Origin of the sequence: Paenibacillus sp. P3E (assembly GCF_001909045.1) — a bacterium.
Classification (GTDB): Bacteria; Bacillota; Bacilli; order Paenibacillales; family Paenibacillaceae; genus Paenibacillus_AQ; species Paenibacillus_AQ helianthi.
The window spans coordinates 1-20,009 of sequence record NZ_LVWH01000219.1; the positions used below are offsets into that span (position 1 = coordinate 1).

A 20,009-nucleotide genomic window follows, 5' to 3' on the forward strand; every position below is an offset into this window, starting at 1 on the left:
CGTCGATGAGTCTTGCAGGTCATTTCCCTTTGTGTGTTTTCCTGTAAGATATACGATTTCGTATAGGTTTCCCCGTTTTTACGGCGGGTCACCCAGCATCGCCGCCACCTCTGGTTCACTGCATTCCGGGCTGGACTTTGCCTGCAGGCCCTTCGGATTCTTCCTTACGGAAGACACCCTGCCCTTCCGGCAACCTTCGGTTGCCGGAAGTCTGCTTCGGCTACGGCACTTTAAAGGGTAAAGTCACCGGGTGGATTTGAACCACCTAGATAGTGCGACTGTGAGGCGCACGCAAAAAGGGAGCCCTCCGGCTCCCCTACGCTGCAATACAGCTTATCTGCAAATGCAATAATGAAAATTACTGTTCTAATAAAATCCGATAGTCGACGCAGCGTCCTTCATCCATTCCCGTTTGCGGCCTTTATCTAGCTCGCCGCGCATCCCCCGGACAAGGGCCTCGACATCGGCCCGGCCGTTTTCGTGCCATTCCAGTGCGGCGCTGACATACAGCTCACCGAGCTGGGTCAGTGAGAAATCCGCCGTCAGGCGCGCTGCGGTGGCCACTCCCTCTTCACCGGCAAACGCCGTGAAGCCGCGCAGCTTCAGATACTCCATCCGCAGCTCCTCGTCCGGCATTCGGATCTCATAGGCCCGGTCGAAGCGCCCGGCGCGGTTCATGAGTCCGGGATCTATTTTCTCCGGATAGTTGGTGGTCCCGATTAGAAAAATCCCTTCCTTGGAGGTGGCCCCGTCCAGCGTATTCAGGAAAAAGGATCTGACCTCCTGCGGCATCGAATCGATATCCTCGATCACCAGCACCATAGGCGCCAGCCGGGCTGCGGCTTCGAACACCTCATTCACCGATTCACTGCTGGTGTATTCGGTAATCTGCCAATAGACGACCGGACCAGGCACGCTTCCTGCAATAGATTTGACCAGCGTGGTCTTCCCGTTCCCCGGATGTCCGTACAGCAGAATCCCTCTTTTGTAGGGAATGTCATAGGTTACATAAAAGCTGCGGTCCGAATCGAAAAACTGGTCAAGCGAACGGAAAATTTCTTTTTTGATTCCCGCTTCCAGCACCACATCCTCACGCCCGACAGAACGTGTAATCGGTTCATCCTCACGGAAGATTCCATTGCGTCTGTCGGTGTATACCGTCACCTTATTGATATTCTGTTCCCGCTGCCGCTTGCGCACATTACCGAGAAAAACCTGCAGCTGCCCGTCGGAGGCGGCAAACACATAGTCCTGGAAGTTGATGCCGTTCTCCTGAAATACAGGGACCCGTGCAAGGGCCACGCCCATATCCGGATAGGCCAACACGTTATTGCGAATCGACAAGTGGATACTGTATTCCGGCTGCTCCTTGTCATCGTCATATACAAATGTCCGGTCCTCCAGGCGGTCAAAAATCCGCGCCACATGCTCCACGCCGGGATTGCCGCTCTGCACATCATTCTCCAGCAGCTTCCAGTATTCACTGTTGGGGTCGTCACTGGCATATAGCTCATAACGGACACCATAACGGGTGTGCAGAGCCTCAAGAATACCGTCCACCAGACGTGCGTAGGCATCGTAGCCCTTGATCATACCAGCAGTATTTTCGTCGTATTTATAAATTACAGTATGCTTCGTGTTCTCCTTCTCCATGGTTACTTGGTCCCCTTTATCGCTGCGAGCGGCTTGCATTTGGCTACGACTGCAGCCAGCCCGGCGCCCGTAACGCTCTCTATTATCTCATCTACATTCTTATAGGCTTGAGGCGATTCGTCAATGATAGATTCCAGGGAATGCTGATTAACCACAATCTCATCCTCTTTGCCTACTCTCATCGACTTGGAAAAATCATGAACCGACACCAGCCGCTTCGTTGCAGACCGTGAACGGATGCGTCCGGCACCATGACAGATGGAATAATAATTCTCTTCCCCTCCCGGGAGACCGACCATGATATACGAGGCCGTACCCATGGAGCCCGGAATCAGCGCCGGATGGCCGGTAGCCGCATACGGCCGTGGGTTATCCGGGTGTCCGGCCGGCAGCGCGCGGGTTGCCCCTTTGCGGTGGACGAATTTGGACCCCGAAGCGGTCTGTTCCTGCCAGGCATAGTTGTGCATCAGGTCGTAAAGAGTCCGCAGCTCACATTTGGGTCCGAACACTTCGCGGAACCCCTCGCGGACCGCGTAGCCGATCAGATGGCGGTTCACCACTGCATAGTTTAGCGCAGAGTACATCAGATTGACGTAGCGCTGGGCCTGAGGATGTGCCAGCGGTGCATAGATCAGGCGCGGATCGGCGCTGCCGAGACCCAGTTGGCCCATCACTTTGACGAAGGCCGGTGTGCAGAACTGGTTGACGATCCCTCCCCAGGCCCGGGAGCCCGAGTGGATCATTACGACGATCTGCCCGTCATGCAACCCCCAAGCTTCAGCCAATTCACGCTGCTCCTCCGCAACTTCAATCGACTGGATCTCCACAAAGTGGTTGCCCCCGCCCAGGGTTCCGAGCTGGCGGTGTCCCCGGTGCCAGGCCATGTCGGGTAGCTCATTCAGAATCTCCTCGTCAAACGTGAGCTTGCTGATCTCAACATGCGACAAAGCGCTCGACTTTTTCGGGGTATAGCTGTCCGGCACATATTTGTTTGGCAGCCCATGCAGCCCTTTGCGGACAATGTTCTCCAGCCGGATATCACTGTAAGTCCCCCTCTGCTGCTGCTCCATCGGTAAATATTTCTCAATGGCGCGCACCAGCTTCCGGCGTAGCTTCACTTCACGGAGATCATCCTTATGCAATGTCGTCAGATGCACGCGCATGCCGCAGCCGATATCACTGCCCACAATGGAGGGAGACACATACCCTTCAGCGGCATCCCATACTGCCGTAGTGCCAATGCAGGTTCCGACGCCTACATGCACATCCGGGGTGTAGCTCATATATTCGATATTGGGAATTTGCAGATTGTTGTTCGCCATCTCAAGCACTTTGTAATCCAGTGTGGCAAACAGCTGCTCACTGGCATATACCTTCAGGTCGCCGCCCGGCAGGGCAAGCTCATGTTTATAACGGGGCGTATCATTGCCCGCAAGTTGCATGTTCATATTCATAATTGTTGTTCAATTCCCTTCAAAGTGTAAGCTATTAATGTGTGGAGCAAATAAAATGGGTACGCAAAAAGAGCCGCAGATCATCATTCTGATCCACGGCTCTTCGCAGAGTTTCCGTATATAGCACCCTGCCAAAGGTTCATTACAGTATGCCAGTCGTACCTGTCCTGTGTAAATTCAGCAGAACAGGCCGGTGCACATCATGTTTCCCGGACGGGGCCGATGAGATCAGATCTTCTATATGCGGTTATAAGCTGTGTATTTCCAATCATGACTCATCGACCTCCCTTTAATTTGATAAACCCAATATAAACGCACGTTCCGGTTCATGTCAATCCTTTTACTGGAAAAATGTTTATTTAAATTTGTGCCAATCCTGGCTGCTGTTCTCCAGCAAATGGGCAAAATCATTCTCCAGACGCTTCTGCTCCGCCTTGCGCTGGTCCTCCACCGCCTTACGGGCAGCTTCTTTTTTGTCGTTCTCTTCGGCCTTAAGGGCATCACCCTGCGCCTTCAGCTTCTCCAGCACATCGCTGCTCAGCAGATCCTTCAGAGTTGCCGGAGCCTCCGGAGCTGCGGGGCGCGGTGTATGGGCTGGTTTTTTCTTTTTTGCCACTTCAATCATCCTTTCGGGGAAACGCTTTATACTTCAAATTTGTTTTAGTTAAAGGTCTTTTCGTTTATAATGTTAATTAAGAGGTGAGCCTTATGAAATCTACAGACTTGTGTCCACGGTTACAAAAAAGCATGGATATCATCGGCAGACGTTGGACGGGCTTAATCATCTACCAGCTTCTACAGGGACCCCAGCGGTTTAGTGTTATCGAAGCCTCTCTGCCGGTCAGCGGCCGGCTGCTCTCAGAGCGGCTCAAGGAACTTGAACAAGAAGGTATTGTCCTCCGTGAGGTGTTTCCTGAGACACCTGTTCGAATCCAGTACTCTTTGACAGACAAAGGCCGGGCACTGGAATCGGTTATTCGGGATCTTCAGCAATGGTCAGATTCATGGATTACCGCCGAAGAGTGCCAGTCTGAATCTGTCCGTCCGCATTAAGCCAGAACACGGGAACGATACCGGAGAAGCTGACATTCCTCACAGTTTACGGCCGATAATCACCAGGTCACGCAGAATGCCGTCCATCTCAGCAACACCGGGCAGCAGGCCCCACTGTTCAAAACCGAATTTCCGCAGCAGCGACAGGCTTGGCTCATTATGGCCAAATACAAAGCCGACCAGATTCTGCAGGCCAAGACGCGGGCACTCCTCCAGAGCCTTGGCCAGCAGCAGGCTACCTGCCCCTGTGCCGCGGAATTTTTCATTTACATAGACGCTGATTTCCGCAGTACCGTTATAGGCCGGACGGCCGTAAAAAGACTGGAAACTAAACCAGGCGGCGATTTCACTGTCTTTTTTGAGCACCCAGAGCGGCCTGTGATGACTGTTATGCTCCTGGAACCACTTCTCTCTGTCCTGAGTGCTCACCGGTTCCAGATCAGCAGTCACCATCCTTCCCGCAACAGTTGAGTTATAAATATCTACTATAGCCGCTAAATCCCCGGCCACTGCATCTTCAATCCTGTAATTCTGCGCTGCCATTGATCCATTCCTCCTGCAAATATATGAATTTCAAACGTGCCCGGTCTGATCCAGACTCCACTGCCACAATTGTGCTGCGGCTGCAGCATCCCGCGCTCTGGGGGACAGCTCCTGAACCTTACGGCGGTAATAATACTCTCCGCTTACTTCCCCCAGCTCCGGCGCTGTTGCCAGCCAAATGGCTGTATCTGCTCCCTGCTCCGGCGTCAAAAAGAAATGAGACAGCAGCTTCAGGACCGAGCGTCCAAAGCCAGTCTCCCGGTTCACCCCGATGCTTGTTCCAACCGCACCTGGATGCACAGCGTTCACCGTGACCCTTGTCCCCTGCAGCCGTGAAGCCAGCTCCCGGGTGAACAAAATATTGGCCAGCTTGGAACGGGCGTAAGCCTTCGCCGGATTATAGCCGAGCGAGAGAGTATGATCATCCAGATGAAGTTTGCCGATTTTATAGGCTCCTGAGGCAACCACTACAATCCGGCCCTGCTCTGCCGCAGCCAGCGGCTCCAGCAACAGATTGGTCAGCAGAAAGTGGCCCAGATGGTTCACACCAAAATCCATTTCATACCCGTCTGCCGTGAGCTGTCTCTTGACTGTAACCACTCCAGCGTTATTAATCAGCACATCAAGCACGGGATAGCCGGCCTTGAATTCCTCCGTAAACGCGCTGATGCTCTTGAACGAGGCCAGATCGCACAGCATCAGCCTGATATGATCGGACCCGCTTTGCCGCTTCACTTCCGCCAGCGCTTCTTCTCCCCGCTGGCGGCTGCGGCAGGCCATAATGACCTCCGCTCCCCGCCGGGCCATTTCAATGCTTGTCGCCAGTCCCATACCGGAGTTGCCTCCGGTGACCAGCACCGTCTTCCCTAGCATGGGCAAGTCCCCTCTCCTCCAGGTGGATACGGCTCCGCCGTTCTTTTTTGGACGGCATCCGCTTCGGCCTGGCCCTTACAAAGCACATGATTTAAGATTATGTTACATCATATCAGGGGATGAAGAAAAGCTCTAATACACAAATAGGCTGGCCTGCCCGTAGAATGTTAATCTGCGTGCAGGCCAGCCTTTAGTTTATGATAGGACAGTTTACTCTACTTAAGTTGATAAAGTCTGTAGATCAGTGCTGCTGCTTCTGCTTTGGTTGCCGTTTGTGCTGGACGGAAGGTACCGTCTTCAAAGCCCCCAAAGAGCTTGCTGCTCTTGGTCAGAGCTACACCTGCAGCTGCCCACTTGGCAATTTTACCGTTATCGGTAAAGGCTGCATTTACATTCCCTGGATCGGAAACGTTCTTAGCCCCGTTATAGAGAGTAAGAGCACGTGCCAGCATGGTGGCCATTTCCTGGCGGGAAATGGTCGCCTTAGGGTCAAAAACCGAAGCAGATTTGCCTGTAATGATTCCTGCTGCATAAGCAGCGGCGATTTCATTATAACCGGCGCTTCCGGCAGCGAGATCTTTGAATGGCAGAGTCAGCCCTGTGCCATCCAGACCATAGGCTTTGGAAATCCAGGCAGCAAACTGTGCGCGGTTTACCTTATCCGAAGGATTAAACTTGGCCGTCTGCTCCACAATCCCCTTAGTTAACAGGTAATTGATTTCTTTCACAGCCCAATGATTTTCAGCTACATCCGTAAATGCACCTTTTCCCAGCATTACGGTATAACGGCTGAAGTGACCTCTTAGCGCAGTCACGGTTTGTGTAACCGGATCAAACTTACCGCCAACCGCTTCCCAGGTCAGGCTGGTCTCATTCAGCACATACACTGTGAGTTTTTCAAGGCTGGCTGCCGAGTATTTGGATGTGTCAATTGCAGATACGTCGAAGGACACGTTGATCGGCTTCTCGAAGCTTTTGACTGCCTTATCTCCTACCTTTGCGCTGAATTCCATCACAGGCAGGGTAGCCAGCGGTTCCGCCTGGCTAGGCTTGCCGATTACAGCATTCTCCACAACTTCAGCTGCAAGGGTAATCTTCTCCCCGGCTTTCACTGTACCGAATGTATCCGGCTCAATGGTAAATGCTGTTTTTCCCATCTGTAGCTTGAGTCCATCAATACCATTGTTCTGTATCATCGTCAGAATCTCCGATGGGAGCGAAGTGTTCAGCTTATTCACACCTTCACCAACCGGAGGGATCTCTACGGTCAAGGAAACTTTGAGTTCACTGGCCAGACCCGCACCGAGCTTGGCGTTCAGGTCCTCTGATACAGCAGCCAGAGCTTTTTTGGAGGCTTCAATCTGCTTGCTGACCAATCCTTCTGTCAATTGAGAGGAGACAGAGTTTCCCTCCACCGTTACGTTTTCCTTGGCGATCGTTACTTCACCAGCTTTGTTCAGGGCCGCTTGGCTGGAAGACACTATGCCATTCTTGATTTGCAGGATATCGGCCGCAGCGACCCCCTGTGCGTTATTCAAGACTGCTGCTGCATTCTGAATCAGCGACTGTGCAAAAGCAACTGCCTTCTCACCGGTTTCCAGATGATTCAGCACATAAGGAGCGCTGCTTACCAGATCATTGACTGAGCTGACAATCTTCAGCTTCTCTGCCGGATCTTGAATCGTTGCTAGCAATTGGGCAGCGCTGTCCAAGGCTTGGGACAAGCTCTTGCTGTTCTGCTCAGCCCCTTGAGCCGTTGTCACGGATTTGAGCGAATTAGCAATACTGCTTAGTGCGCTTTGAGCTGCGGCTGCCCGCTCTGCCGGTGTCCCTGTCACATTTTTGATCAGTTCCTGAAGCTTGGTGTTCTGTTCATTTACGCTTACATTGGGCGCTTGGGTTGGTACAGGAGTTGTTACTGTGCCACCGCCTGTACCACCACCTGTACCACTACCAGTGCCGCTGCCAGGATTATTTCCGTTTCCTGGTGTGCTGCCACCGTTCTCTAAATCTTCACCTGGAGGAGTGGTTCCCGGATCAACTATTGTGCCCGCTTTCGTTTCCAGTACGATTTTCTTGTTAAGGGTGTAAGTTTTTCCGTCAATAGTAACATTCGCTTTCACTACATAGCTCCCGTCTTTCAACACTACGGAAGCATTCAATGGATAACTTAACGAACTTCCTTCATACAGCTTGTTCCCCGCTTCATCCTCAATGGTGTAAGAAGATGCTTCCGGATTAATCGTGGTGTGACCGCTGGATGAACCATAGCTTGTAACCAGAATTCTTGGTTTGGACAGTTGGCTTATTGCGTTACCTTGTGTGTCAACCAATCCGATATTCAGCGAGTTATAGGCACTGCTGCGAACCAATTTCCCATTCTTCAGACCCACTATATCCAGTCCGGCAATAGCGCCGGGACTCAGCTCGTTGAAGGTTCCCGCTTTGAGTGTATCTCCTGAAAGGTGGATATTATATTGATACTCCAGACTACCGATCATCTGGTCCAGATTCACAATCACTTCGCCGGGTGTCAGTTGAACCTGTGTAGCGTCATAAGCATAACCCCTAAGCTTCGATTGATCTGCTGTGATGTAATCCACCGTGTAGATGCTTCCTGATTCCGGTGCAACGACCGTAGCCAGATCACTGGCAGAATCCGTATACAGCCATGTGTTATCCCCTTTGGTGACTACTACATTATCACGATAAATGAAAGTGTCTCTGCTGGTATGAGCTAATACACTGTAAGTTCCCTCTGTAGCATAGAAGTAGTTCTGATCACTGCTGTTGCTGTCGATTACATAAGGAACATAATCCACTCCTGACAATCCTTTACGGATAAGAGATAATTCCTCCATATACTCTGTAAGCTTGACTTTACTTACCTCTTGAAGAGGATCTCTGGCATCCAGCACCAGTGAATATTCCTTGCCTGGATTGGTTTGTACAGAACCGTACATATAATACCCGTATTTGGACTCTACTCCCATATTGCTGCGGTTGTAGCGCATAAAGTCTACACCGACTACCGAAGGTGCCTCTACAATAAGAAAAGCCTGCTGGTCATCAATGTTGATATACTCAGTCTGTTGAATATATGTGCCGTCGCTTTTCTTGATTCTAGCCTGCACATAGGCATAATCCAGCGGCACTCCGCCGGCATATTCCCCCTCCGGCTTATCGAGTCCCCGGACCCGTATTACGGATTGCGTTTTCGGATCAATTACAGCTACCGATACCGTTTTGGACAAGTAATCCGATTTTTGGAAGAAGAACTCTCCAAGATAGGAGCTTTGGCTTGCAGGCAGTGTGAATTGCCCCTCTGCATCAGTGATCCCTATTTCCTGTCCATAACGAGTAATTTTCACACCTGGAAGAGCCTTACCAACAGCCCCTGTTACATGTTCACGTACAGTGAAGGTAACCTTCCCGGCTTGATCCACGGTTAGATAAGGTTTATTCACCAAGTCGACCAGCTTACCAGCCTTATCGCGGACTTCCACTTCCAGTTCCTGCTTAGACAAGACTTTCAGGTCGGCTTCAGCAAGAACTTCACCCTTCACATATCCCCCATTCTGATAGAAGTAAGGGACAAATTGGACTTTATAGTCTCCGGACTTCACAGGTTTCCATTCCCGTTTGTTCACACGCTGGAGATAGCCATCCTTTTCTTCCGTAGTCCAATAGAGCGAATTCTCTTCAACGATAGCTCCGGCTGCATCCAGAATCTGAATTCTGTAGTTGCCGTTCAGATCCACAACATTCTGATTCTCGTCAGTCATAACCACCCGCGTCTCCAGATTTTCACCCAGAACGATCTGGTTGCGGACTTCGTCCTGAGCATAATAATTCGAGCCCAGCACATTCAGAATAATTTGCGATTTGTAGCTGCTCCCAGCCTTAAGGGAATACTCTTTCTCTACCGGCGTGAAAAAGGATTTCAGAACAACCTGATTCGTGTAGTTGCTGCTGCCATTATTTCCGATTGTTGTTGTCGCAGTCAGACGGTGAATTTCTTCCCCTTTGTGAACATACACGGTTGAATCCGCTGAAGGCACTGTTACGCTGGCCTGGTTGAAGTTCAATTTGGCATTTAAAAAGGATACCTTGATCTGACCTTGACCTTGTCCCCGATCCGGGACCTGGAGCTTCAGTGCACTGAAGTCCTCAGACTTGGCTGCATACTCTATGGTACTAACCGGTTCACCCGGCTTTATCTGATGATGCAACACAACTCTGCTGTCCGTTCCCGGAATAGCGGCAACGGCTGTGACATCGTATTCGATGTCTTTCTTAACGTATAATACATTTGCAGTTATATCCTGAGAGATGTTGGAGCTGCTGAGCTGTTTATAGTGATTATTCGCTGTAACAGAGACGGATTTCACCTCTAATGGCGCTCCATCCCAAGAGTACTTCAGGTTCAGGCGGCTATAGTCACTGCCATTCTGGATAATGGCAAGATGACTTCCGTCTACGGCGGAGTACAGCGCCGATTGGCTCGTATGGAACATATACATTTCATTGTTTGCGGATTTAATGAGTGTTTTGAAATCACCTGTTACACCGGCTGTTTTTAGAACCAGCACATCTAGTCCAGAAACACCAATTCTTTGAACAACACCGTTTGGCCAGCTAGAATTGTCATAGTTCTGGCGCATCAGATTACCATCAGCATCAAGATAACGGATAGCAGCTGTATATGTCCCTGCCTCCTGCTTATCCGTAATATACACCGGTGTGGCCTCATAGTTATCCGTTCCTGATTTGACAGAAAGGATCAGGACAGAGTTCACTAATGGGAAATCTGCTTTGCCCACCAGTTCGATCTGACCTAAGGAATTGGTAACAAAGCTATTAGAATACTTAGCATACGCCGATACTCCAATTCTCTCATTTACCAGCGGCACCCCATTGCTCATAAACGAGATTCTGATGCTTTTATCATCACTGCGAACTTCCCCTGCAGCGGCTTCCACGTATGTATCCGAGTCTTTGGCCATATGTTCTACGACCACTTTAATTTTTGTTGAAGCAGGGATTGTTATGCTCTGGGGATCTGTAACGACTACCCCCGACTTTCCCTGGTACTCTGCCCGCATAGTGTATTCCTCTCCTGCATTCAGCCCCTCAAAGGCAATGTTGGAATAATAGACAGAGTAAACCGAGTCTGCTGCAGACATATGCTCGATCTGGTATTTCGACCTCGATTGACTGGCTACTTCATTCCCTTCCTTAAGAAGGGAGAATTTCACCGTATTTAGCGTCGTATAATCACCGTAGGTTACATCCAGTACGCTGTTGACGGAGATTTTTTGCTTCCCGTTCAGCATTTTTTCCGAGGTTACCACCCCCGCCTTCAAGGATGCCGCCGATACCTCCAGCACACTTAGAAAAGATAAAAGTAAAACTAAAACCAGTGAAACCGTAGTTCTCAACCTTTTTGAATACATAGATGTCTCCCTTTTCCCCATGATAGTATCCTACCCATGACTACTCCCCCAGCAGAATTGTCATAATTAGATAGACCTAGTGGAAATCCTACCCAACGGCCTATTAGATGTCAATCTATTCCTGTATTAAAATCTCATATTTTATCGTAAAAAAAGATAATTTGTCACATTCCCCCAATAAACCCAAGATAGAGATAGGACTAAAGTTGTGCATTTCACGAACATGTAAGAAATACATGATTATCCGTTTCCCGTTCAATAACCAGCGTCACTGCACGTGCACCCTGACGGGTTATGATCTATAATGAGAACGTTGATTTTAACGTGAATCCGAAAGGGGAACTAATGAAATGAATAAGGCTCTATCCACTTTGGAGCAGGGAATGGCTGGCGGGAGCCTGGATGCACTGCTCGTCACCGATCCGAAGCATGTGTACTATTTGACCGGATTTGCCAGCAATCCTCATGAGCGTTTTCTGGGACTGCTGCTGATCCGCGGCGAGGAGCCGGTGCTGATCGTTCCCGCACTCGATGCCGAAGCCGCTTCTGCTGCCTCCTCAGTGACCAAGATTCTGACACACAGCGACACGGACAATCCGTATGAGCTGCTGAAATCATGTTTTGCAGGCTTGAGGCCCGGAACGCTGGGCATCGAAAAGGAACACTTCACCGTGAGCCGTTATGAACAACTGGCTGAAGCGGTTCCTGCGGATGTTTTCCGTGATATCGGCCCTATCCTGCGGGTGATGCGCGCGAAGAAAACCCCGGAGGAAGTCAGCCGCATGAAGCATGCCGCCGAGCTGGTAGAGGAGGTACTCCGTCAAGGCCTCACTCATGTCAAAGCGGGAGTCAGCGAAATCGAGCTGGTGGCCGAGCTGGACTATCTGATGAAAAAGGTTGGCGCTTCCGGCCCTTCCTTCGATACGATGGTCCTCTCCGGTCCGAATACCGCACTGCCCCACGGTGTGCCTGGCAGCCGGGTCATTCAGCCGGGTGACTTCCTGATGTTCGACCTCGGCGTATACGCCGCAGGCTATGCCTCCGATATCACCCGCACCTATGCCGTTGAAGAGGCAAATCCCAAGCTGGTTGAAATCTACAACACGGTTCTGGCTGCCAATGAAGCCGGTATTGCGGCTTCGCGGGCCGGAGCGACCTTCGGTTCGGTGGACCGCGCGGCCCGTGAAGTGATCGAAGCCGCAGGTTACGGCGAGTATTTCATGCACCGGGTCGGACATGGCCTCGGGATGGACACGCATGAATATCCTTCACTACATGGAATGAATGGGGATTTCATCGACATTGGCAATGTCTTCACTGTAGAGCCAGGTATTTATGTAGCGGGTCTGGGAGGCGTACGGATTGAAGATGATGTCTGGATTACACCAGAGGGTCCCAAGACGCTGACGACTATGCCGAAAGAGCTGACGGTGCTGCATTTATAGCGTAAATCCTTACATTAATAAAAAAGCAGCAAACCAGCTCCTCCCGGAGTGGTTTGCTGCTTTTTTTGATGCAATGATAAGGCACCTTCTGTGGTGCGGCGATTCTTCTCCCAGGCTTCAGGAAGCGCTGCGTGAATCTGCCGCCGGTTGAGCAGGCAACTCGTCCTCTGCAAATTTGAAGGAACGGGCAATGTACAGAATTGGTGTTCCGGCACCGGTAAGCAGAAATTTCACGATATACGTGGTCAGCAGAATTTCTGTCCATACCCGCAGATCATAAGTTCCGGCAAAGGCAATGGTGCAGAAAATTAGTGTATCAACAAAAGAACTGACCATCGTACTGCCGTTGGAGCGGATCCAGAGCTGTCTTGAACTGCTGTAATATTTGCGAATCCAGGCATACAGCCGGACATCAAGAAACTGGCTGATAAAATAAGCGGTTAGGCTTCCCGCCGCGAGACGCGGCATCAGACCAAAGATGATCTCGAGCGAATGTTGGGCGAAATCCGTCTCCTGGGGCTCGAACCACAGCACCATCTGCATGATTACCGTAGTCATCAGCAATGTGAAAAAACCAAACCACACCGCATTCCGCGCCTCGGCTCGTCCATATTTCTCATTCAACAGGTCACTGGTCATATAGAGTGTGACATACATCGTGTTGCCCAGTGTCATCACAATATCGAAGGGCAAGGCAATCGTCTTGGCGACCTGAATGTTGGCGATGACAGTAGCCACACCGACCCAGGCATACAGGCCTTTTTTGCCAAAAAGCCGGTAGCAAAGCAGATAGAAACCAAAATTGACAACTACGAACAACATTCCCCACAACAAATTAAACACGAATCTATTATTCCTCCTAGTTTTGGTTACGCGGGATGGTTACGAACCGCGGCGTTCTTTTTTTGAGAACAAAACATTTCTACTCTACCACAATCAAAGCTAACATGCTATGAAATATAAATTCATTTTTTTCATAAAACAGCCAAAGTATTCGATAAATATACATAAATTTTCTGAAAATTCTTCATCATTAAGCAATTTTTCACTATTCAACCTGAGGTTAATTCTATAGAATAGTTATCAATCACATTCCCGGAAAAGATAGCTTCATATATGACCCTACCTACGGAATATATTGCTGCTTGCCTGCCCGAAAAGCATTGGCATGGGATAGAAGGATGTAATTGAAGGAAAAGGAGAGAATGAAATGTTTCAAGTCAAGAAATCCATTGGCCGTAGATTTACGTTTTTGCTGTTCATTGTTCTGTTGCTGTCATCTGCTTTATTAAGTACCAGCTATTATTTCATATCTATCAATACCTTTGACAGTTATGTGATCCCGCAGATTGACAAGATTCTGACCAGTTCCGCGCAGGACATCTATAAAAATATGAATGCGACATATGCCCAGCAGACTCTGAACAAAAACGAACAATCAATGACAACGATTGAATTTTATTTTCAGGATAAACGAAAACAGCATGGCTTGGAAACCATCTTTCTCATCGATTTGAAGGAAGGCAAAGCTACTGTATTAACTGCAGATCATGGAGCGAAGCTGCAGCCGGATGAGAGCATTGAGGTACAACCCGCCATGGAGCAGGCGACCAAGGGAAAAGCCGGACTTAGTGAAATATACAGTGATAGTCACGGAATACATAAGACCGCGTATGTCGGGGTTCCCGGCACTACAATGGTCATCGGAGCAAGTTCAGATGTTGCTTTTATCCAGAATAAAATGAACAGTATCCTTTGGGTTAGTGCAGGAATCACGTTGGGTGTGCTGATCGTTGGTGTGGGCGCTGCGCTGCTTATGACTCGCAGAATCACACGTCCGATCACACAGCTTGCAGTCTACAGCACGAAGCTGGCCAGCGGGGACTTCACCCAGCATCTGGAGATTAAAGGCAACGATGAAGTAGGCCAGCTGGCCGAGAGCTTCCGGACCATGAGCGAGAGGCTGAGAGAGATGATTGGACAGGTTCTGGATACCTCCAGCATTGTGGTCGCGGATTCCAATGTCTTGAAGGAACGCACTGACATTCTGAACGGGATGGCTGAGGAATCCGCCCTGTCTGTTGTGGAAATCGGCAAAGGCAGCACGGCCATTGCCGGCAGCGCGCAGGATAATTCCCGGGCGATGGACGAGATCAATATCGGCATCCAGCATATTGCTTCAGCTGCAGGTGAAGTTACCGAACAGATCATTGAGGCTTCCCAAGAGGCCTCGGGCGGCAATGACATCGCTCAGAGCGCTGTGGATCAGATGCGCCATGTGGCAGAGGCTTCGGTGAAGTCGCTGGAGCAGTTTCGCATCATGAATGAGCGTTCTATGCAGATCGGTGAAGTAGTCCAGGGAATTACAGAGATCACCAAGCAGATTCAAATGCTCTCGCTGAATGCTTCCATTGAAGCCGCACGGGCGGGTGAACACGGCCGCGGTTTTGCAGTGGTTGCCGGAGAGGTCCGCAAGCTGTCCGAGCAATCCAAAGAATCGAATGAACAAATCCGTGAGTTCCTGCTTAGCCTGCAGGAGGATATGAGCCGTTCGGTGGAAGAAATGAATCATGTGAATGCTGAGGTGGCTTCGGGTGTGGGCAAAGTGTCTGAGGCCGGAAATGCTTTTAGCCACTTGCTGATTCTTATTCAGAGCATCAACCACAGCGTTCAGTCCGTATCTGCCGCTACACAGCAAATTTCGGCAGGCACCGAGGAGGTTAGTGCCTCCGTGGAAGAAACAGCCCAGATCACTTCCAAGTCACAGCAAAATGCCGACACGCTTGCTGCCAATTCCGAGCAGCAGCATCAGGAGCTTGAAGTTCATGCAGAGACTGTAGAGCATTTGTACCAGCAGGCCGTGAAGCTGCAGGAAGCGGTGCAGCAGTTCAAAATTTAGTCCGGCGGAGAATTGTGATAATCGCCGTAGAAACATACAGCAACGGGTGCCGTCCTATGAAGGAACGGCACCCGTTGCTGTTTTTGTGTGCATGTGGTGCGGCCTTGAGTCCCGGCACACTGGTGAGCACTCACGCTTGCTGCCGGTCAATGTCTCGGTGCCCAGAGAATGACGGCCACTCCGATTACACAAATGCCGGCCCCGATCCAGTCGTAGAGATCTGGTGTTTTTTTATCCACCAGCCAGCCCCATAGCACGGCCAGCACGATGAATACCCCGCCATAGGCTGCATAGACTCTGCCGAAGGAAGGAAACTTCTGCAGGGTAGGAATAATGCCGTATGCTACGAGAATCAGCGCTCCAACTCCTCCATACCAGAGCGGACGCGATTCGCGCAGCCACAGCCAGACCAGATACCCGCCGCCAATTTCAGCCAGACCGGCAACGATAAAGAGAAGAATCGCTATGGCCATGGTTACCTCCCTGTTTGAGTTAACCCCATGATCTCATAGACTGCTGCCATGTCAAGGTTCGCACGCACGCTATCCGCCAGCCGGTCAAACTCCTGTTCGCGCAGCGCTGCAGCCGAGAAGGTCTGCGCAAGCGGTATCAGCCCTTTGGAGAGTCTCAGACCATCAAGCCAGGCTCTGCGTAAGCCGTCATTGTGGAACAATCCATGCAGATAGGTTCCCCAGACCTGGCCCTCCGGTGTTCCCCAACCTTCGGGCTGCGTACTCCCTTCCGGTCCCTTCAGCTGAAAGAGGCTTCTGACCAAAGAGGGATCATGGTTCACAGTGGTTCCCATATGAATTTCATACCCTTCAATAGAGAGTTCCGTTACCGATCCGGGAGGCGTTCCGCCTAAGAGCAGCGGATGGTTCTGAGCCAGTACACCGCTGGCACGGACGGTAGTCTTCTGCTGGAGAAAAGAAGTGGACAGCGGTAAGAGCCCAAGCCCTTCTCTTTCACCCGGTTCTGAACTTTCTACCGCATGCGGGTCATACAGCTTCAGGCCCAGCATCTGATACCCTCCGCAGATGCCAACAAGCTGTCTGGTCCCCTGGTTCATTGCGACTGCGATAGCTTCCGGGAAACCCTGTTCCCGCAGATAATCCAAATCGGCACTTGTGTTCTTAGTCCCCGGCAGGATGATGGCATCCGGCGTGCCCAGCTCATCAGCGGCTGCCACATAGCGCACGGCAGCATCCGGCTCGTCCTCCAGAGGATCAAAATCGGTGAAGTTGGAGATTCTCGGGTAGCGGATGATGGCGATATCCAGCTCTTTGCCCTTCATCGCCCGCAACCGTCCAGTCGTTCCTTCCAGAACCACGGAATCCTCAGCTTCGATCCGCAATTGAGGCAGAAATGGCAGAACTCCCAGAACCGGTATGCCTGTCCGCTGCTCCAGCCAATCGAGCCCAGGCTGCAGCAGCGACAGATCGCCGCGGAATTTATTGATAATGAAGCCTTTGACACGAGCCCGCTCATGCGGCTCCAGCAGTTCCAAGGTACCGACCAGAAAAGCAAACACACCGCCCCTGTCTATGTCGGCCACCAGTAGCACCGGAGCATCCGCCCATCCCGCAAGATTCATATTGACGATGTCCCTCGCCTTTAGGTTGATCTCAGCCGGGCTGCCTGCGCCCTCCATCAATACGACATCATAAGAGCTCCGCAGCCGTCCAAGCGCATCCATCACCGTGCTTTTGGCTTCCGGCAGGAATTTCTCCCGGTATTCGCGGGCGCTCAGCGCTGCATGCGGCACGCCGTGCACTACAATCTGCGCACTCATCTCGCCGGAGGGCTTCAACAGAATCGGATTCATATCGGTGGTCGCGGTAGTGCCGAATGCTTCAGCCTGCATGCCCTGGGCACGGCCGATTTCCTTGCCGTCCACAGTGACGTAGGAATTCAACGCCATATTCTGCGATTTGAAAGGCGCTGTCCGGTATCCGTCCCGGGTCATAATCCGCCCAATAGCGGCGGTAACCAGACTCTTCCCGACATCCGAAGCTGTTCCCTGGATCATCAGCACAGCCGCAGGCTGTGGCTTCATACGTGTAGTTACTGCTTGATCTTCCATGCCAAGCCTCCTTGCTATTATTCTGCTGCCGGAGAAATATAAGGATGATTGTTAGCGTGAAACATATAAATGCTTATATTCTTAAAATAAGCCGGCACACAGGCCGGCTATGATAAGCGCTCTAAGGCTCGGCGCACTACAGGTTGTGCTGTAATAGCACCAGAAGCAGCAGGAGCAGCGCCTCCAGCAGCTCGTTCAGTGCGCCGTACACATCGCCGGTGAGCCCGCCGAGCCGGCTGCTGATCCGCCGGGCCGCAAGCGTGCCGCAGGCCAGCGCCAGAGCCGGCGCAAGGATGGCCGCCGCCAACAGCTGCGGCCAGGCGCTGTCCGCGCCGAGCGCCAGAGGCGCGGCGGCTGCGGCCAGCGAGAGCAGCGCTGCCAGCAGCAGCGTGCGCCGCTCCTGCCGGGCAGGCAGCCCCTTGAAGCTGGCGGCCAGCCCTTCATTGCCGCGGGCGAGCGGGTAGCGGGCCATAGCCCGCACCATGTACCAGCGGCCCCAGACCGGCGGCAGCAGGAGCAGCGGCAGCTCCGCCCAGGAGCCGCCTTCGATGAATGCCGCTAGCAGCGAGGCCTTCAGCAGCAGAAGCAGCACGCAGGCCAGCACCCCCATGGCCCCTACGCGGCTGTCCTTCATGATCTCCAGCATTCGCTCACGTGTACGGTAGCTGAGGAGCGCATCAGCGCTATCCATCCAGCCGTCCAGATGCAGGCCGCCGGTCAGCCCCACCCACAGAATGAGGGTAATCACAGCGGCCGGCCAGGCAGGCAGCAGCCAGGCCGCGATGCCTGCACCCAGCGCTGCACTCAGTCCGATAGCTGCGCCAACCAGCGGGTAATAGACCACACTGCGCTGCAGCAAATCGCGGGAGAAATCTCCGCCACCCTTGACCGGGAACCGCGAAAGAAACTGAAATGCGGCGGCAGCATCCCCACGTACGCTCATAACAGATACTCCCTGCTTTTCAGCTCTATCGGAATGCCGGCAGTGACCAGAAAGACCTGCTTACTGCTCCGGGCCAGCAGCGCATTCATGCGTCCGGCCAGATCCCGATACAGCCGGCCAAGCGCATATTCCGGCACAATGCCGTCCCCCACCTCATTCGTCACCAGCACCAGTGTACCCTGAAAAGACGATACACTGTGCTCCAAACGGGCGATTTCCCGCTCCACCCGTTCCTGTCGGTCCTCCTGATCCTCCACGGCCAGCAGCACATTAGAGAGCCATAGAGTCAGGCAATCCACAAGCACCGCCTTTCCGCCGGAGAGACGGTCCAGAAGCGCTGGCAGAGCATGCGGCTCCTCCAGCGTCTCCCAGGCACTGCCATTCGCTTCGCGAAGCTTGCGGTGCAGGGTAATTCTTGCCTTCATTTCTTCATCAAAGGCTTGTCCGGTAGCTACATATACGGCCTGATCCGCCAGGGAGAGCGTCAGCCGTTCGGCGAAGCCGCTTTTTCCGCTCCGCGCTCCTCCGGTTACAAGGATGCTCATTTTCCCTCAGCCCCGGAAACTCCGGCGCTCTCAAAGGTAGCCATCTCCGTCATGATGCGGCTGACCGCGTCAATCAGGTGAAGGCTAAGCACGCCTCCCGTTCCTTCGCCCAGACGCAGCCCCAAATCAAGTAGTGCTTCCAGTCCCAGGCGCTCCAGCATCAGCTTATGGCCCTGCTCATTCGACACATGGGAAGCAATCATATACGCTGTGGATTCAGGCGCAATGGCCTTCGCCACAAGTGCAGCGGCACCGGAGATGAATCCGTCCAGAATGACGGGTACGCGGAGTGCAGCGGCTCCAAGAATGAGCCCGGCCAGACCGGCGATCTCAAGTCCGCCTACCTTGGCAAGCACATCCAGCGGATCTGCCGGGTTCGGAGAATTCACGCGCAGTGCACGCGCTACGACTTCAATTTTATGCAGCAGCCGTTCGTTATCAATCCCTGTTCCGCGGCCCACAGCAACCTCCGGCAAGATGCCCTCCAGAGCGCACAGAATGGCGGCACTGGCCGTTGTATTACCGATGCCCATTTCACCGGTGATAAAAATCTCCGTTCCGTTCTTAACCGCTTCCTGGGCAACATTTACACCGACAAGTACAGCCTGAAGAGCCTCTTCCCGGCTCATGGCTGGTCCTGCTGCCATATTGCCCGTTCCCGGCCGCACCTTGCGGTTGATCAGTTCCGGATGCTCCAGCTCCGCATTGATTCCGATATCCACGAACTGCACGCTTGCTCCCGCCTGACGGGCCAGGACATTGACCGCCGCCCCACCGGTGAGAAAATTATAGGCCATCTGCACAGTAACTTCCTGCGGAAAAGCACTAATCCCCTCACAGCAGACGCCGTGGTCGGCAGCCATTACAACAACGGTGCGTGTGCCGTAACTGGGCTGCGCCTTCTTCGAGATGCCGGCCAGCCGGACAGCCAGCGCTTCCATGCGTCCGAGGCTTCCCGGCGGCTTGGTCAGACTGTTCAGGCGAAGCGCTGCCTGCAGTTCGGCTTGTTCATCCGGCGGAGCAATCCGTCCCGTTACTTCTTCAATTGCTGAAATCATCATT

Annotated in this window: 15 protein-coding genes; 3 read left to right on the top strand and 12 right to left on the bottom strand. The window is 52.2% G+C overall.

Annotated features, from left to right (window positions below; translation table 11 throughout):
- Window positions 1-366 precede the first annotated feature (366 nt).
- The 3 genes from A3842_RS27895 to A3842_RS27905 all read right to left on the bottom strand — a co-directional run bounded on the left by A3842_RS27895 (window position 367) and on the right by A3842_RS27905 (window position 3,732).
- Window positions 367-1,653, bottom strand: a complete 1,287-nt coding sequence (locus tag A3842_RS27895; RefSeq protein ID WP_074103467.1) for an AAA family ATPase — start codon at window positions 1,651-1,653, stop codon at window positions 367-369.
- 2 nt (window positions 1,654-1,655) lie between these two features.
- Window positions 1,656-3,101, bottom strand: coding sequence for an RtcB family protein (locus A3842_RS27900; RefSeq protein ID WP_074103479.1), 1,446 nt, complete (start codon window positions 3,099-3,101; stop codon window positions 1,656-1,658).
- A gap of 361 nt (window positions 3,102-3,462) precedes the next feature.
- Window positions 3,463-3,732: a YqkE family protein gene (locus A3842_RS27905; RefSeq protein ID WP_178381967.1), complete on the bottom strand. Its 270-nt coding sequence runs from the start codon at window positions 3,730-3,732 to the stop codon at window positions 3,463-3,465.
- An 83-nt stretch (window positions 3,733-3,815) separates the two neighbouring features.
- Here A3842_RS27905 and A3842_RS27910 point away from each other — a divergent pair, with 83 nt between their 5' ends.
- Window positions 3,816-4,160, top strand: coding sequence for a winged helix-turn-helix transcriptional regulator (locus tag A3842_RS27910; RefSeq protein WP_074084933.1), 345 nt, complete (start codon window positions 3,816-3,818; stop codon window positions 4,158-4,160).
- A 39-nt stretch (window positions 4,161-4,199) separates the two neighbouring features.
- On the opposite strand, the gene A3842_RS27915 is transcribed toward A3842_RS27910, so the two are convergent.
- From A3842_RS27915 to A3842_RS27925, 3 genes are all read right to left on the bottom strand, one after another.
- Window positions 4,200-4,703 (bottom strand): GNAT family N-acetyltransferase, encoded by a 504-nt coding sequence (locus A3842_RS27915; RefSeq protein WP_074103468.1) that lies wholly within the window; start codon window positions 4,701-4,703, stop codon window positions 4,200-4,202.
- Window positions 4,704-4,733: 30 nt separating this feature from the next.
- Window positions 4,734-5,576, bottom strand: a complete 843-nt coding sequence (locus A3842_RS27920; RefSeq protein ID WP_074103469.1) for an SDR family oxidoreductase — start codon at window positions 5,574-5,576, stop codon at window positions 4,734-4,736.
- A 215-nt stretch (window positions 5,577-5,791) separates the two neighbouring features.
- Window positions 5,792-11,017 carry an S-layer homology domain-containing protein gene (locus A3842_RS27925; protein WP_178382425.1) on the bottom strand — a complete coding sequence of 1,742 codons (5,226 nt, stop codon included), beginning with the start codon at window positions 11,015-11,017 and terminating at the stop codon, window positions 5,792-5,794.
- A gap of 365 nt (window positions 11,018-11,382) precedes the next feature.
- On the opposite strand from A3842_RS27925, the gene A3842_RS27930 reads away from it, so the two are divergent.
- A complete protein-coding gene (locus A3842_RS27930; RefSeq protein WP_074103471.1) occupies window positions 11,383-12,477 on the top strand; it encodes a M24 family metallopeptidase in 1,095 nt (364 codons plus the stop codon).
- Between the two features lie 117 nt (window positions 12,478-12,594).
- On the opposite strand, the gene A3842_RS27935 is transcribed toward A3842_RS27930, so the two are convergent.
- On the bottom strand, window positions 12,595-13,320 hold the full coding sequence (locus A3842_RS27935) for a queuosine precursor transporter (protein ID WP_074103472.1): 726 nt from the start codon (window positions 13,318-13,320) through the stop codon (window positions 12,595-12,597).
- A gap of 367 nt (window positions 13,321-13,687) precedes the next feature.
- Between A3842_RS27935 and A3842_RS27940 the strand changes: the two genes are divergently transcribed.
- Entirely contained in the window at window positions 13,688-15,376 is a 1,689-nt protein-coding gene (locus A3842_RS27940) for a methyl-accepting chemotaxis protein (RefSeq protein ID WP_074084927.1), read from the top strand.
- A gap of 146 nt (window positions 15,377-15,522) precedes the next feature.
- Here A3842_RS27940 and A3842_RS27945 read toward each other — a convergent pair whose 3' ends face one another.
- The 5 genes from A3842_RS27945 to cobT all read right to left on the bottom strand — a co-directional run bounded on the left by A3842_RS27945 (window position 15,523) and on the right by cobT (window position 20,005).
- The gene (locus A3842_RS27945) at window positions 15,523-15,849 is read right to left on the bottom strand and encodes a YnfA family protein (RefSeq protein ID WP_074084926.1); all 327 of its coding nucleotides are present in this window, start codon (window positions 15,847-15,849) and stop codon (window positions 15,523-15,525) included.
- A gap of 2 nt (window positions 15,850-15,851) precedes the next feature.
- Window positions 15,852-17,459, bottom strand: a complete 1,608-nt coding sequence (locus A3842_RS27950) for a cobyric acid synthase (RefSeq protein ID WP_074103473.1) — start codon at window positions 17,457-17,459, stop codon at window positions 15,852-15,854.
- Between the two features lie 136 nt (window positions 17,460-17,595).
- Window positions 17,596-18,402, bottom strand: a complete 807-nt coding sequence (gene cobS, locus A3842_RS27955; protein ID WP_074084924.1) for an adenosylcobinamide-GDP ribazoletransferase — start codon at window positions 18,400-18,402, stop codon at window positions 17,596-17,598.
- Entirely contained in the window at window positions 18,399-18,947 is a 549-nt protein-coding gene (gene cobU, locus A3842_RS27960; RefSeq protein ID WP_074103474.1) for a bifunctional adenosylcobinamide kinase/adenosylcobinamide-phosphate guanylyltransferase, read from the bottom strand. Before cobU ends, cobS begins: the two co-directional genes overlap by 4 nt.
- On the bottom strand, window positions 18,944-20,005 hold the full coding sequence (cobT, locus tag A3842_RS27965; protein ID WP_074103475.1) for a nicotinate-nucleotide--dimethylbenzimidazole phosphoribosyltransferase: 1,062 nt from the start codon (window positions 20,003-20,005) through the stop codon (window positions 18,944-18,946). Before cobT ends, cobU begins: the two co-directional genes overlap by 4 nt.
- Window positions 20,006-20,009 lie beyond the last annotated feature (4 nt).